A 16,396-nucleotide genomic window follows, 5' to 3' on the forward strand; every position below is an offset into this window, starting at 1 on the left:
TTGTTGTTTCTAAATGGATTACTCAAAACTTAAAGGTCCCCGTCAGCCGCCACGAACGGCCCGGCATAGGATAATATTTTATCACGTCATACTGTTCATCGGTCAGGTTTATAATCTCAGCCTGCAACCGGAGTCGGCAACTGCCCAAAGCAAACTCATGAGAGAGGCTCATCGTATGCTCCCAATACCCCTCAATCTCATTCTCCGGAAGGTTCTGCGACAAATAGTAGCGTTTTCCCACTCCCACCACCGAGTAGCCCACATTCACCCACGGCGTTTCCACAATGGCAGACGCATTTCCGCTATGGAGAGGGGTATAAGGCAATTGGTCTTTATAGTTCTTGGCATCGGCATCGGTCAGGTCAATGGCCTTCTGCCACGTATATCCGCCCGACATAACCAGTTTTATTTTTTCTGTCAAGGGTACAGTGGCGGCCAAAGTGGCATCCACACCTGCGGCATGTACCTTGCCGTAGTTTGCCATCTTCCACGCATAGGTGGTGGGAAAAGCCACTATCTTATCCGTCACATCGTTGTAGTAACCGTCGAGCGTAAAGGAAATATAATCGAACACAGCCCATCCGGATTTGCTCCATGTGATACCGACATTATATTCGTCCGCTTTCTCGGGCCGCAGATTGCGGTTGCCCAGCCGGTAGTAATAGAGGTCATTGAAAGTGGGCAGACGGAACGTACTCTTATACATCAGCCGGAGATACAGTGACTCGTCCTGCCACGGCTGCATGCTGACCGACAGAGAAGGGGCAAAACGATGGAAATCGTCGGGAGTCGTACCCTTCTCTGTATGCTCCGACGTGGCGGTATGCACCAACGAAGCGGTGGCCGTGAGCCATCCTTGCCGATAGCGTGCATTGAAAGCACTGATAGAAGTATATCTTGTGGGGAAAGGACATTCCGGCAAGCTGTTGCGTAGCTTGTTCATCACTCCGTCCTGCGCCAACGAAAGGGTCAAAGTTTCCAGAGGACGGTAGAGAACGGTCGCGGAGATATAATACTCGTCTTGCCGGTGATTTTCCCGATAATATCCGTCGGTATATTCCTTGCCTTCATCCTTATACTTGTTCCAGCCATGATTATACTTTGCCTGCGCCTGCAAACTCCATTGGGGCGAAAAATGCTTCCTATAACGTGCCTGTACAAAAGTATTCTCATCCCAAAGTGTCTCATCGGAAAGAGGATTATAGAGTGTAACCGCCCCCGGAAGTCCCCGACGGGAATAGAAGTAGTAGCCTTTCACATCCAGTTCACCGCCATCCTTGAACGTATGATAAAGGGTGGCTTCGCCCTGCCATGAATAGATGCCGGAGTTATTACGTTTCTCTTCCGTCACATATTTGCCATTGACCAGCGTAAAAGGATAATTCCCGTCCGCCCTCATATAACCGGCATCTACCGCCACGCGTGTACGACCGCCCAACTTCTGCCACCAACGCAGCGAGGGGCTGACCATTCCGAACGAACCGCCACGCACCCGTGCCTGGAAAGCGGCATTACGCCCATCGTCAAAATGAGGCTTTTCCGTCTCTATGCCCAGCACACCGGCCGATGCATACAAGCGGGCAGACTGCAACAAGTCCTCCGACTGCCCGATGGCGAGCGAAAGCATGGAAACATTGTCCAATGAAAAACGTCCGATGTCTATCTGCCCTGCCTGACAGTTGCTCACCGCCACCCCATCATAACTGACAGCCGTATGAGCCGCCCCCATATTGCGGATGGAAACCGTTTTCAATCCTCCAATACCTCCATAGTCCTTGACATTGGCACCGGCAAAGCGCCGCACGGCATCTGCCATATTCTGTATTCCCAACCGGCTGATGTCCTGCTGTGACATAGTCTGTACGGGTACGGCAGAAGTTACTTTGTTGGGTGACCGACGTGCTGTCACTGTCACTTTCTCTATCTGATGCACTTTCCCCGTAATCGTATCTCCCCCCACTTCCTGAGCAGAGAGCCGGAACATGCTTACACTCAAGAAAACGGCACAGACCAATTGTACCTTAGTCCTTCCTGACATAGAATAATTGAAGATTATCTTAAAACCATTTGCGCACTGCCCACTTTCCTCGAATGGACAATTTTTCGACTTTGTTTTGCAGGTCTTCTGACTCGTTCCCGGTGCATCGCCTTCCCATCCTTTCTGAAAGACAGTGGCACAAGTATGATACACCGAACATGGAACTCACAGCAGCGGGACTGTTCGGGACTTTCACCCGATTCCCTTTTCATCCGCTTCTCCGGATAGAGAATGCGGAACAAAACGCAGGCAAAGATAGAATAAATAAAAGAAAATTCAGTAAACAATAAAACGAATATTACCGTTTTAACAGTCATTTTTCTAACTTTGTAACATAATAACCCCAAAATTGAGTTGCCATGAAATATAAATTATTGGTTCTTGATGTAGACGGAACGCTACTCAATGATGAAAGAGAAATCAGTAAAAGAACATTAGCAGCTTTGCTGAAGGTACAGCAAATGGGAGTACGCATAGTCTTGGCATCCGGTAGGCCGACTTACGGGCTGATGCCATTGGCCAAGGTCCTTGAACTAGGTAATTATGGAGGATTCGTACTCTCCTACAATGGTTGCCAGATAATAAAGGCGCAGAACGGAGAAATACTGTTTGAACGCCGCATCAATCCGGAAATGCTGCCTTATCTGGAAAAGAAAGCCCGCAAGAACGGTTTTGCCATCTTTACCTACCATGATGACAACATCATAACAGACAGTCCGAACAATGAACACATAAAGCGTGAAGCCCAACTGAATAACTTAAGAATAATCAGAGAAGAAGAATTCTCCACTGCCATAGATTTTGCACCATGCAAATGTATGCTGGTGAGCAATAAGGAGGAAGCTTTGGTCGGGCTGGAACAACATTGGAAAAGGCGTCTGGCCGGAACTTTGGACACATTCCGTTCCGAGCCTTACTTCTTAGAAGTAGTGCCCTGCGGAGTCGATAAAGCAAATACCTTAGGCGTCCTGTTAGAACATTTGGGAGTAAAACGGGAAGAAGTCATCGCCATTGGAGATGGCGTATGCGATGTGACCATGCTCCAATTGGCCGGCATGGGGGTAGCTATGGGACATTCACAAGACTCGGTAAAAGTCTGTGCAGACTATGTGACCACATCGAATGCAGAAGATGGAGTGGCTCTGGCCGTAGAAAAACTAATATTGGCAGAAGTACATGCGGCAGAGATTCCCCTCGACTTGCTGAACGAACGGGCACGCCACGCATTGATGGGAAACTTGGGCATCCAATATACGTACGCTTCGGAAGAACGTGTAGAAGCAACCATGCCGGTAGACCACCGTACTCGCCAACCTTTCGGCATCTTGCACGGCGGTGCCACCCTCGCTTTGGCCGAAACCGTCGCAGGACTCGGCTCCATGATAATCTGCGAACCTGATGAGATTGTCGTGGGAATGCAAGTCAGCGGAAATCATATTTCTTCTGCACACGAAGGAGATACCGTAAGGGCAGTAGGCACTATCCTGCACAAAGGACGCTCATCCCATATATGGAATGTGGACGTATTTACTTCCACCAATAAACTGGTTTCCTCTATACGGGTAGTGAATAGTGTGATAAAGAAAAGATAAAATAATAAAAAAACGATACAGACACATAACAAATCCAAGTTGTAAAACTATTTATTATATTGAGATATGTCAATATGGAGCAAGCTTATAGGAATCAAGAAAACCGAGGATAGAAACAATATCATCGGCTATAAAACCACCTCTGTACCATATAATGCCTACAATTATGCCATAGTAGATGTTGAAATAGGCTTGAAAGACCACAGAATCCATGATATAGGAGCCCTCAAGCATGATGACACGACATTTCATAAAACCTCAAAAGAAGAACTATTCATTTTCTTAAACGACATAGACTACATCTGCGGACACAATATCGTTCACCATGATGCTAAATACCTGTTTACGGACAAAATTTGCCGCTGGATTTTAGTTGATACACTTTATGTTTCGCCTTTACTGTTCCCTGAACACCCTTACCACAGGCTTGTGAAAGATGATAAACTGATGAGCGAACAGATGAACAATCCGGTGAACGATTGCAAGAAAGCAAAAGACTTATTACTGGATGAAATAGCATGCTGGCATTCATTACCAAAAGAAAAGCGTATACTATTCGCATCGTTGCTGAAGGACAAGAAAGAATTTGAAGGATTTCTCAATATGGTAAGTGCGGAGTATATTCATAAAGGAATACCTGAACTTATTAAAGAACTTTATGCCGGAAAAATTTGCCAACATGCCGACCTTGACATGTTCACCAATCAATACCCATGCGGATTGGCATACGCTTTGGCTCCGATTGACACCACCGATTACCGCTCCATCACTCCCGGATGGGTACTTTATAATTATCCGGAAGTGGAATTTATCGTAAAACTCTTGCGACACACTACTTGCAAAGAAGGCTGCGACTACTGCCATACGCAATTGGATGTGCTCCATAACCTAAAAATATTTTTCGGATATGAGCGCTTCCGGACATACGAAGGCGAGCCACTGCAAGAACGTGCTGCCCAAGCTGCGGTAAAAGGGGAATCGCTACTGGCGATATTTCCTACCGGCGGCGGCAAATCACTTACTTTCCAATTGCCCGCACTCATGGCTGGGCACTCCGTGCACGGGCTTACGGTAGTCATCTCCCCCTTGCAGTCCTTGATGAAAGACCAGGTAGACAACCTTGCCGACAGAGGCATCACGGATGCCGTAACCATAAATGGGATGTTAGACCCCATCACAAGATCACTGTCCATACAAAGAGTACAAGACGGAGAAGCCTCGTTGTTGTATATCTCTCCCGAAATGCTCCGTTCAAAAACAATCGAGAAAATATTGATGGCGCGCCACGTTGTAAGGTTTGTGATAGACGAAGCGCACTGCTTTTCTTCATGGGGGCAGGATTTCAGGGTTGACTATCTCTACATTGGCAAATTCATCCCAAAATACCAGCAAAAGAAAAAATGCAAAACCCCGATACCTGTATCCTGTTTCACGGCCACGGCAAAACAGAAAGTAATCCAAGACATCTGTGACTATTTCAAGCAGACTTCGGATTTGAACTTGGAATTATTCGCATCAACGGCCTCAAGAACGAATCTGCACTATTCCGTCATACATGTAGAGAATGACAATGATAAATATTTAAAACTGAGAGAACTTGTAGCAGAAGCCGATTGTCCGACAATTGTTTACGTATCACGCACCAAACGGACAAAGGAAGTGGCTGCAAAACTGACTCGCGACGGTTACAAGGCACTCCCTTTCAATGGGAAAATGGAAGCCGATGAAAAAATTGCCAACCAAGATGCTTTTATGAACGATCAGGTACACATCATTGTGGCCACATCCGCATTTGGCATGGGAGTCGACAAGAAAGATGTCGGTCTTGTGGTACATTATGATATTTCCGATTCGCTGGAGAATTATGTTCAAGAAGCAGGCAGAGCAGGTCGTGATCCCGGTCTTAGCGCACGTTGTTATGTGCTTTATAGTGACAATGATTTGGACAAGCATTTTATATTGCTAAACCAAACGAAACTTAGCATTAGCGAAATACAACAGGTATGGAAAGCCGTCAAAGACCTTACCAAATACCGTATGAAAGTCAACTGTTCTGCGTTGGAAATTGCCCGGCAAGCAGGATGGGATGATTCGGTATCTGACATTGAGACCCGTGTACGGACAGCATTAGCAGCTTTGGAACAAAGCGGATACTTGGTAAGAGGAAACAATGTACCTCATGTATATGCCACAGGAATAACAGTAAAGAATATGGACGAAGCTAGAGAACGCATATCAACATCACTACTTTTTGGCAACGATGAAATAGAAAAGGCAGTCCGTATCATCAAGTCATTGATTTCTCAAAAACATATCGCTAAGGCTCAGGACTCGGAAGCAGAATCACGAATCGACTATCTGGCAGATATTTTGGGACTAAGCAAAAGAGATGTTATATCTGTAGTGGAGCGCATGCGACAGGAAGGCATATTGGCAGACAGCAAAGATATATCTGCCTATTTGCAGGATGCAGGTGATTCGGAACGAAAGTCGCAAATGCTCCTCGAACGCTTTGCAAAACTTGAACAATACATTCTCAACCATATTCCCGATGAGTCTTTACGAATATCATACAAGCAACTGAATGAGAATGCCGTAAACGACGGAATCAACACATCCAAAGAAAAAGACATTCGGACGTTACTCTATTTTCTCACCGTCAAGGGATATACGCGTAAAAAAGAAGATGCGGCCCGTAACATGGAGATAAGTCGTCAGGCAGACATGGAATCCACCATCAGGCGATTTGAAAAACGATTGGAAATAAGTCACTTTGCTGTAGAATGGCTATACAAACTAGCTTTTGATGCAGAAAAAAAGAATGTATCCGACAAAGCCATCCAGTTCTCCATAGTAGAGCTTCTGAACCGAATAAAATCAAGTTCCCAATCTCTTTTTGGTGGACTTGATGACATTCAATTGGAAGACGTGGAGGAAGCACTTCTATATTTATCGAAAATCGGTGCGCTAAAACTTGAAGGCGGCTTTTTGGTACTTTACAACGCCATGAATATCCAAAGAATAAAAGACAATAAGTCGAGATACAAGCAAGACGATTACCGAATGCTGAACGAATTCTACAAACTGAAAATCCAACAAGTGCATATTGTGGGGGAATATGCCAATCTGATGGTGAGAGATTATCATGCAGCCTTGCAATATGTTCAAGACTATTTCCAAATGGACTACAAGAAATTTGTCACAAAATATTTCAAAGGAGACAGAACAAGCGAGATACAACGTAACTTGACGCCACAGAAATACAATCAATTGTTTGGACAATTATCCAAACGGCAAATGGAAATTATTTCCGATAAGGATTCACGTTGTATTGTAGTTGCGGCAGGTCCCGGTAGTGGAAAAACACGAGTGTTAGTCCACAAACTGGCTTCACTCCTACTACTTGAAGACGTAAAACACGAACAGCTACTGATGCTGACATTTTCAAGGGCAGCCGCTACGGAGTTCAAACAACGGCTTATGGAGTTGATAGGCAATGCAGCCCATTTTGTCGAAATAAAAACATTCCACTCCTATTGCTTCGATCTCCTGGGACGGATAGGAAATCTTGAAGATTCAAAGAATGTCGTTTCAAAGGCAGCCGAGATGATATGTCAAGAAGAAGTAGAACCGAACAAAATCGGTAAGACAGTATTGGTTATAGACGAAGCCCAGGACATGGGAACAGAAGAACACGCACTTGTAAAGGCTCTGATGACCAACAATGAAGAAATGCGTGTGATAGCAGTGGGAGACGATGACCAAAACATCTATGAATTCCGAGGTTCCGATTCTGATTATATGTACCGGCTGGCGCAAGAAACCGGAAGTACATTTGTCGAAATGACCGAGAATTACCGCAGTGCTCGCCAGCCGGTTGATTTTGCCAACGGATTCTTAAAAACTATCAATAAAAGAATAAAAAGTACACCTATCATCTCTATGAGAAAAGAGAAAGGTTGGGTGGAAGTGATACGTCATCATTCAACATATATGTATCAGCCGCTTGTCGAAAACTTACTTCAACACAAGGACAAAGGCACTTCGTGTGTACTCACCCAAACAAACGAAGAGGCTGTCATCTTGATAGCCCTCCTGCGAAAACATGGTATAAACAGTAAACTGATACAATCAATGGACGGTTTACGTTTTTGGAACATGGCGGAAATGAGATACTTCCTGAAGTATATAGACAAACGGATAAAAACACCTCTAATCACAGAAGAACTATGGGAAGAAGCCAAACATGCAACCTTTTCTATTTATGACAGAAGTCTAGGTTTGATGTATGTGAAGCGATGTGTGGAACAGTTTGAACAAACCAACAAGACAAAATATTTCAGTGACTTCAAAGAATTTGCATTTGAGTCGTCAGTGGAAGACTTCTGCGACACATCAGGCACCGATGTTGTGGTATCAACCATCCACAAGGCTAAAGGCAGGGAATTTGATGACGTATATATGCTCATATCTGACAGCTATGTAAAGGATATCCATCTGATGCGTCGATACTACGTAGGAATAACTCGTGCAAAAAACAGACTATTCATACATACAAACGGCGATTGCTTCAATCATTTAAGTGTAAACCAATATCTCATTGACCAACGACAATATGATATGCCTGAAGAAATTATACTACAGCTCTCTCACAAAGATGTCAATTTGAGATTCTTCAAAGAACGGAAGCAAGAGGTCTTAGCACTGAGAGGGGGAGATTCATTAATTTACAGTGATTTCTTTTTGTACAGTTCATCGACCGATAAACCTATAGCAAAATTATCATCAAGAATGCAGGGCACGTTATCTGAATGGGAACAAAGAGGTTATAAGGTGAAATCTGCATCTGTACGGTTTGTTGTGGCATGGAAGCCCAAAGATGCACCAAAAGATGAAACGGAAACGGCTGTTCTTTTAGCAGACTTGATACTTTCTTTGTAAGTTAAAGCACTTGAAATTATCATATTATCATTACCTTTGTGATACGAATAATGCAAATACATAACAATACATTGATAACGGAATGCTCAGCTTACGATTTCAAGGAAATGTTGGAACATAAGAAAGTGAAGTCATGGCTTAAATCCGTGTCGGCTTTTGCCAATACGGACGGTGGCAGTTTGTTCTATGGAGTGAATGATGACGGCGTAATTGTAGGGTTGGAGAATCCACAAGCCGATGCTGATTTTATCAGTGAAATGATAAAGGCACGACTTGACCCAGTACCAGAGGTACAACTTATTCCGATTGAACACGAAGGACATACTTTGATTGAAGTGAAAGTAAAGGCAGGAACACTTACACCTTATTATTATTATCAAGACGGAACACGTACAGCTTATACACGAGTTGGCAATGAAAGCGTGGAATGTAATTCTCAACAACTTCTTTCATTGGTATTGAAAGGTACGCACATGACATGGGATTCACTGCCTACCCAAGTGAATGCCAGCAAACATTCTTTCATCATCCTTCCAATACTTTCCGTGAGCAAACCCATCAAGAATGGAATGACAAGTATCTGGAATCATTTGGACTAGTAACTCCTGACGGTAAACTGACTAATGCCGGATTGTTGTTTGTGGATAATTGCACTGTATTTCAATCACGTATTTTCTGTACTCGTTGGACTGGACTCTATAAGGATGATGCCATCAGTTCCGTGGAACATCGGGCTAACCTTGTATTGCTCTTAAAATATGGTATGGACTTCATTAAGAACTATACCATGAGCGGATGGGTAAAGATGCCAAACTATCGCTTGAACCTTCCCGACTATTCCGACCGGGCCATCTTTGAAGGATTGGTAAACCACCTTATCCATTGGGATTACACTGTAATGGGCGGTGAAGTGCATATCGACATTTACGATGACCGAGTAGAACTAGTGTTACCAGGTGCAATACTTGACGGTACACAGATTCAAGACCGAGATATATACAAAGTGCCGTCCATGCGCCGCAACCCCGTCATTGCGGATGTATTTACACAATTGGACTACATGGAGAAACGTGGCTCCGGTTTACGCAAAATGCGGGAACTTACGGAGAAGCTGCCTAATTTCCTGCAAGGCAAAGAACCGCAATATCAAACGGAAGCGATTTCTTTCTACACCACATTCTATAATTTGAACTGGGGCAAAAACGGAAGAATACCTATGGAAGAAGTAGCCAACAGGGTAAACAGTACCCTTGAAAAGTACCTTGAAAACGAAGGAAGTTCGGTGGAAAAGTTCGGTGATACGCAAGAAAGTTCGGAGAAAGGTTCGGAGATAATCCAAAAAGGTTCGGAGAAAAAGTTCGGAGATTCGAAAAACAAATCTAAAAGTATTGGGAAAACCGCACAAAAGATTATTGATTTCGTCATTTCCGACCCGTCAATGTCTACAGAAACAATGGCCTATAAAATAGGAATAAGCTCCCGAGCCGTAGAAAAACATATTTCCAAGTTACGTTCTATGGGTATTTTGTCTCGTGAAGGAGCAGACCATGATGGCTATTGGCGCATTATTGTTAAACCATAAACTGAATAATAAACCGATGGGAACATCTTTCATACCACTCAGTGCAATAATTGCCGTTTTAATTATCGCCTTTTTGTTTGCCTCCCTACCACATGTAAATCATAAAACGCGATACAGAGTGCTTCATAACGACTTATATAATTTATCAATTTCAGATTTGGGAACATAAACATAGTTACCGATTTGGCGTGTAGGAATAGAATGACGGCGTATGTGCTTAAATACACTGCAGTCATTGATATGGAATTTCTTTGCGATCTCTCCGATGGTGTAACAATCTTTGGGTTCAAAGGACAATGCCTCCTTTTTTCTCTTTCTACTCCCTGCCTTTGTTTTGAAGTGTTCATCCATATACTACCGACTAAGGCGTATCAGACGCTGACCCAAATTGTATGACGGTATCAAGCCTTGCCGTATCATACGATAAAGAACGTCTTTACTAATTCCGTAAATCAGCATAGCTTCCTTTACGGTTAGATACCCCTTACTGGATGGCATTCATCTAATCAGTACTTGACGTATCGCCTCTTTCTCTTTTGCGATTTGCCTTTTCTTATACGCCCTCTTGGAACAAGCCGGACAACAATACTTCGACACTAATGTGGGAGGAGTAAATATTTTACCACACTCCTCGCAACTTCTTTGAATGGTGTAATTTCCTCTTGGCATATTCTTCTCGTTTTAAATGGTTTATATCAATTTAAGTTGTACCTTATCGCCAAATAAGACGTGTCGCAAACATGTCGCAAATAAGAGATAAAAAAGCCCATAGAAAACACATAGCAACCATGAACCCCATAAACGCAAAAAGCGTGCAGCTCAATGAGTTGCACGCTTTTGCTTATTGTTTATTATCTGTTTCCTTATCGGAATCATTTGACTTCCTCAAAGTCAGCATCCTGCACATTATCGCCATGCTTTGTATTATCCTGAGCACCGCCTTGTTGCCCTGCATTCATATCAGGACCAGCTTGTGCACCACCCTGAGCACCGCTCTGGGCATACATTTCAGCACTTGCAGCCTGGAATGCCGTATTCAGTTCGGCCATGGCAGAGTCTACGGTAGCCAAATCTTGAGCCTTATGAGCATCTTTCAACTTCTGCAAAGCAGCTTCAATCGGAGCCTTCTTGTCGGCAGGGAGCTTGTCACCAAGTTCCTTCAACTGATTTTCGGTTTGGAAAATCATAGAGTCAGCCTGATTCAATTTGTCTACTTTCTCACGTTCCTTTTTATCTGCTTCGGCATTGGCTTCAGCCTCGGCTTTCATCTTTTCGATTTCTTCCTTGCTCAAGCCGCTGGAAGCTTCGATACGGATGGCTTGTTCCTTGCCGGTAGCCTTATCTTTGGCAGACACCTTCAAAATACCATTGGCATCAATATCAAATGTCACCTCAATCTGAGGAATACCGCGACGTGCCGGAGCAATACCTGTCAGGTTGAACTGACCGATTGACTTGTTCTGTGCAGCCATCGGACGCTCACCCTGCAATACATGGATGGTAACTTCCGTCTGGTTGTCGGCAGCAGTGGAGAATGTCTCGCTCTTCTTGCACGGAATGGTAGTGTTGGCCTCAATCAGCTTAGTCATCACACCACCCATAGTCTCGATACCCATAGACAGCGGGGTAACATCCAGCAACACAACGCCCTTAATTTCATCTGTCAAAACGGCACCCTGCACAGCAGCACCTACGGCTACTACTTCATCCGGATTCACACCCTTGGAAGGAACTTTACCGAAGAAGTCTTCTACCAACTTCTGTACAGCCGGGATACGTGAAGAACCACCAACAAGGATTACTTCATCAATGTCCGCATTATTCAGACCTGCATCGCTCATAGCCTTCTTACACGGTTCCAAACAAGCTTGAATCAAATTGTGAGCCAGAGCCTCGAACTTGGCACGGGTCAACGTCTTCACCAAGTGCTTGGGCACACCGCCTACGGGCATGATGTACGGCAAGTTGATTTCAGTGCTGGTAGAAGAGGACAGCTCAATCTTAGCCTTCTCGGCAGCTTCCTTCAGACGTTGCATAGCCATCGGGTCTTGAGTCAGGTCGGCACCTTCGTCGTTCTTGAACTCCTGAACCAGCCAGTCGATGATTACCTGGTCGAAATCGTCACCACCCAGGTGAGTGTCACCGTTGGTTGACAATACTTCGAACACACCGCCACCGAATTCGAGGATAGAGATATCGAATGTACCACCACCAAGGTCGAATACGGCAACCTTCATGTCCTTGTGAGACTTGTCAATACCGTAAGCAAGAGCTGCGGCAGTCGGCTCGTTCACAATACGCTTCACTTCAAGACCTGCAATCTGTCCAGCTTCCTTTGTAGCCTGGCGTTGGGAGTCGGAGAAGTATGCGGGGACGGTAATTACGGCTTCTGTCACTTCTTGTCCCAGATAATCCTCGGCAGTCTTTTTCATCTTCTGCAGAATCATTGCAGAGATTTCCTGCGGAGTATAGAGACGTCCGTCGATGTCTACACGCGGAGTATTGTTGTCACCCTTTACTACTTTATAAGGCATGCGGCCGATTTCTTTCTGCACCTGGTCCCAGTTTTCGCCCATGAAACGTTTGATGGAGAAAACCGTACGGGTGGGGTTCGTGATAGCCTGACGCTTGGCAGGATCACCGATTTTACGTTCGCCACCATCAACAAATGCTACTACTGAAGGAGTGGTGCGCTTACCTTCACTGTTTGCAATTACTACAGGTTCGTTACCTTCGAATACTGCAACGCAAGAGTTTGTTGTTCCTAAGTCAATACCAATAATTTTTCCCATGATCGTTATTTTTTTATTTGTTATTATTCTGTTTCGACGTCCACCTCAGTGGCAGACGCCAATAAAAAGACAAACGTTGTGCCAAATTGTTCAGAGCAGCCGCAGATTTATACTTGTGGCAGTTTATCTGTCAGTTTGGCAGAATTAAAATCATTTTTTCTGTCGGAAATTACCATTTGTTAATTTCCATTCCATTCAAAAGCTCTACTTTTGTCGCCCGAATCAGAGATAATAAAACATGAACAACATTAATCATTTTCCTTGCATACCTTTAACCGTTCCTCCATGGAGGAAATATTGTTCCACCGTGGAGAAAATATCATTCCACCACGAGGGAAATATCGTTCCACCATGGTGGAACGATTAAGGATTAGTTAACATTGGGCTTAATCGCAGCAACGGAAATGATTGGTTTTCACATATAAAGAAATAAATAAGATGAGTATGGAAAAGATGAGAGACAGTATCGACTTCAAGAACACGGACATCAAGACATTGTTCCGCAAACTATTGCTCCCTACTGTACTGGGGATGATTTTCTCCGCACTATTCGTTATCACCGACGGCATCTTTGTCGGAAAAGGAATTGGCAGTGATGCTTTGGCGGCGGTCAACATTGTGGCACCGCTATGGTTGTTCTCTACGGGTGTGGGACTTATGTTCGGAGTCGGTGCCTCTGTGGTGGCCTCCATTCATCTGTCACACGGGAAAGTCAAGGTGGCACGTATCAACATCACACAGTCTGTAGTCATATCTTCCTTGCTGCTGATGTGTACCTCCACCCTATTCTGTTCATTTGCCCCGCAGGTGGTAAAGCTGCTCGGAGGGTCCGAACGGCTCACGCCATTGGCTGTGGAATACATGCTTTGGTTTGTGCCTTTCTCTCTGTTCACAGCATTACTCAATTCGGGTATGTTTTTTCTGAGGCTGGACGGTTCGCCCAACTTTGCCATGATGTGCAATGTGGTGGCTGCAGTTCTGAACATCCTATTGGATTATCTGTTCATCTTCCCCTTTGACTGGGGGATGTTCGGTGCCGCATTGGCAAGTGCTATAGGCACTACGGTAGGCGCATTGATGGTAGTATTCTATCTACTGCGCCGCCGGTGCACACTGCGCTTCCACCCCATTAAGATGAGCCGGAAAAGCATGCAACTGATGCGCCGCAACATTGGCTATATGTGCCGCTTGGGTTCTTCCGCCTTCTTGTGCGAGGTGGCGATTGCCTGCATGATGTTTGTCGGCAACCAGGTGTTCATCCATTATCTGAAGGAAGACGGAGTGGCAGCATTCAGCATCGCCTGCTATTTCTTTCCTATTATATTTATGGTATATAATGCCATTGCGCAGTCGGCACAGCCGATTATCAGTTATAACTACGGCCTGAACGAAAGCCAACGTGTCCGCCGCGCCTACTTGCTGGCATTGAAAACAGCCATAGGCTGCGGTGTATGTTTTGCCCTGGTCACAATATTCTGCAGTCCTGAAATTGTAGGCATGTTCATAGACCGCAGTTATCCGGCTTATGACATAGCGGTAAAAGGGTTGCCTTTGTATGCCACCGGCTTCGTGTTCTTTGCTGTTAACATCGTATCCATCGGCTATTTCCAGAGTGTGGAGCGTGCCAAATACGCCACAGTTATCACCCTGCTGCGTGGTTTTATTCTGCTGACAGCCTGCTTTTTCGGATTGCCCCTGCTATTGGGAGACCGGGGAATCTGGCTTGCCACCCCTCTTGCAGAAATGCTGACAACCCTCTTTATCCTCGTGATTTACATATCCGGGAAAAGGAAGCATAAAGAAAAATCCGTATCTTTAGACAAGACAGGCTGTACCCCGACATGACTTTTTCATGCAAGCGTAAAAGTTATGTCTTCAGTTTGCACTATCTTTGCGGCATGGAAACTATGACAAAGAAATTCTGCAAGAAGTATAAACTACCGGAAAACACTTTGCACGAACTTCTGTCACACATGGCAGAAGTTCGTTTCAGCAAGGGAGAACTCATTATCAGCGAAGGGGAAAGGAACAGCAATTTCTATCTTTTGAAGAAAGGTATCTGGCGCGCCTACTACCTGACAGAGGGTACGGAAAACTCCCTTTGGTTCGCCGCACCGGGCGACACAGCTTTCTCATCGTGGGGATATGTGGACGGCGAAGTTTCCCCCATCAACATCGAATCAGTGAACGAGAGCATCGCCTATTGTATCAGTAAGCCTGAGCTGGAAGCCCTTTTTTCGTATTCCATAGATATGGCCAACTTCGGCAGAAGAATCTTTGAACGGGAAATTCTGTCGGTAGACAGTTCTACAGTAGCCTACGGTACCCCTCCCACTGCAAAAGAAAGGTACATGACGCTGATGGAAGAGAATCCGGAACTGCTACAGGATGTACCGCTCAAGTATCTGGCTTCTTACCTCTACATCACTCCGCAATCCTTGAGCCGGATACGCGCAGGATTAAAGAAAAAGTAAAAGACTATTTTATATCAAGATACAAAAAAGGCTCCTAGCAGATTATTGCTGTAAGAGCCTTTATTATTTCAACCTATCTTGTCAGTTCTTCACCAACACCATCACCAGGTTATTGTCAGCATCGTACAGCCCGATGCCTCCACCTGCCAGCTTACCAAAAGACTGAACGGAATTCAAGGCTTTCAGCACACGGCCTTCCACCTCCATATCAGGGCATGCCATCATGGTACTGATAACTTGCGGGAAAGAGATTGCCGAAGGATTTTCATCATCAACCTGGAAAGCGCCGTTAATCAAATTGCAACCCGCATTACCGTGCAAGCTCTTTTCTGCAATATTAAATTCAATGAATGGTTGCTTCTCCATTCCATCGGGAATGGCCTCGCCCGCAGCCTCACTAATTATCCACTTTCCTTCCAAATCAGACAACTTGGAAACGGATTCTTTCTTCTGCAACACGACTATGGGACGATTGGAAGCACCGCATAAAGCTATATTTTCCTTTCCCAGCTTCTTATACTTTTTCACTTTGTTCAAAGCCGACAACACATTATTTTCTACAGTCATATCCGGACAAGCCATACGGGTACTTGCTAAAGCGCCAAGGTCAATCGTGCCGGGCTTGGCATTCACGTCAAACGAACCCATCATACGGTTGCAACCACTGTTGCCAAATACTTTTCCAGCCTTTGTGTCGAAACCGATATAGGGAAATTCCTGGCCAGGAGCAGGGACTACGGCGGTGCCATTCACTTCAATAATATTCCACTCACCGTTGATAGAAGAAAGAGTTACGGCATTTTTAGTTGATGCACAAGAAGACAAGCCCATCAATACGCTTGCCATGCATAGGGAAACAAATACTTTTTTCATTTTCGTTGTTTAAGTTAATTTATTCGAGGGGCAAATATATAGAAAATAACCCAAATGCAAGTAATTTATTTAATATTTGAAGCATTTTTCCCAAAGTATTTAGC

General features: G+C 44.6%; 7 protein-coding genes, 2 pseudogenes and 1 riboswitch. Of the genes and pseudogenes, 5 read left to right on the top strand and 4 right to left on the bottom strand.

Annotated features, from left to right (window positions below):
* Window positions 1–22: 22 nt before the first annotated feature.
* Window positions 23–2,038, bottom strand: coding sequence for a TonB-dependent receptor (locus tag DWY57_RS02390; RefSeq protein ID WP_119961294.1), 2,016 nt, complete (start codon window positions 2,036–2,038; stop codon window positions 23–25).
* 59 nt (window positions 2,039–2,097) lie between these two features.
* Window positions 2,098–2,297: riboswitch (cobalamin riboswitch) on the bottom strand.
* Window positions 2,298–2,397: 100 nt separating this feature from the next.
* Between DWY57_RS02390 and DWY57_RS02395 the strand changes: the two genes are divergently transcribed.
* The 3 genes and pseudogenes from DWY57_RS02395 (at window position 2,398) to DWY57_RS02405 (ending at window position 10,153) form a co-directional block, all read left to right on the top strand.
* Complete coding sequence (locus DWY57_RS02395; protein ID WP_057089719.1) at window positions 2,398–3,630, top strand: Cof-type HAD-IIB family hydrolase; 1,233 nt, start codon at window positions 2,398–2,400, stop codon at window positions 3,628–3,630.
* A 66-nt stretch (window positions 3,631–3,696) separates the two neighbouring features.
* Window positions 3,697–8,571, top strand: coding sequence for a RecQ family ATP-dependent DNA helicase (locus DWY57_RS02400; protein ID WP_119961295.1), 4,875 nt, complete (start codon window positions 3,697–3,699; stop codon window positions 8,569–8,571).
* A gap of 50 nt (window positions 8,572–8,621) precedes the next feature.
* Window positions 8,622–10,153 (top strand): annotated as a pseudogene (locus DWY57_RS02405) (RNA-binding domain-containing protein).
* 123 nt (window positions 10,154–10,276) lie between these two features.
* Here the strand turns inward: DWY57_RS02405 and DWY57_RS02410 are convergent.
* Window positions 10,277–10,822 (bottom strand): annotated as a pseudogene (locus DWY57_RS02410) (helix-turn-helix domain-containing protein).
* A 203-nt stretch (window positions 10,823–11,025) separates the two neighbouring features.
* On the bottom strand, window positions 11,026–12,945 hold the full coding sequence (gene dnaK, locus DWY57_RS02420) for a molecular chaperone DnaK (protein WP_022401988.1): 1,920 nt from the start codon (window positions 12,943–12,945) through the stop codon (window positions 11,026–11,028).
* A 444-nt stretch (window positions 12,946–13,389) separates the two neighbouring features.
* Here dnaK and DWY57_RS02425 point away from each other — a divergent pair, with 444 nt between their 5' ends.
* Together DWY57_RS02425 and DWY57_RS02430 are read left to right on the top strand one after the other, a co-directional pair.
* Window positions 13,390–14,790, top strand: coding sequence for an MATE family efflux transporter (locus DWY57_RS02425; protein ID WP_117601653.1), 1,401 nt, complete (start codon window positions 13,390–13,392; stop codon window positions 14,788–14,790).
* Between the two features lie 53 nt (window positions 14,791–14,843).
* Complete coding sequence (locus tag DWY57_RS02430) at window positions 14,844–15,419, top strand: Crp/Fnr family transcriptional regulator (protein WP_117601654.1); 576 nt, start codon at window positions 14,844–14,846, stop codon at window positions 15,417–15,419.
* A gap of 81 nt (window positions 15,420–15,500) precedes the next feature.
* Here DWY57_RS02430 and DWY57_RS02435 read toward each other — a convergent pair whose 3' ends face one another.
* Window positions 15,501–16,292, bottom strand: coding sequence for an META domain-containing protein (locus DWY57_RS02435; protein WP_119961296.1), 792 nt, complete (start codon window positions 16,290–16,292; stop codon window positions 15,501–15,503).
* Window positions 16,293–16,396 lie beyond the last annotated feature (104 nt).

Origin of the sequence: Bacteroides sp. AF25-5LB, from assembly GCF_003602965.1 — a bacterium.
In the GTDB taxonomy this organism is placed as follows: Bacteria; Bacteroidota; Bacteroidia; order Bacteroidales; family Bacteroidaceae; genus Bacteroides; species Bacteroides uniformis.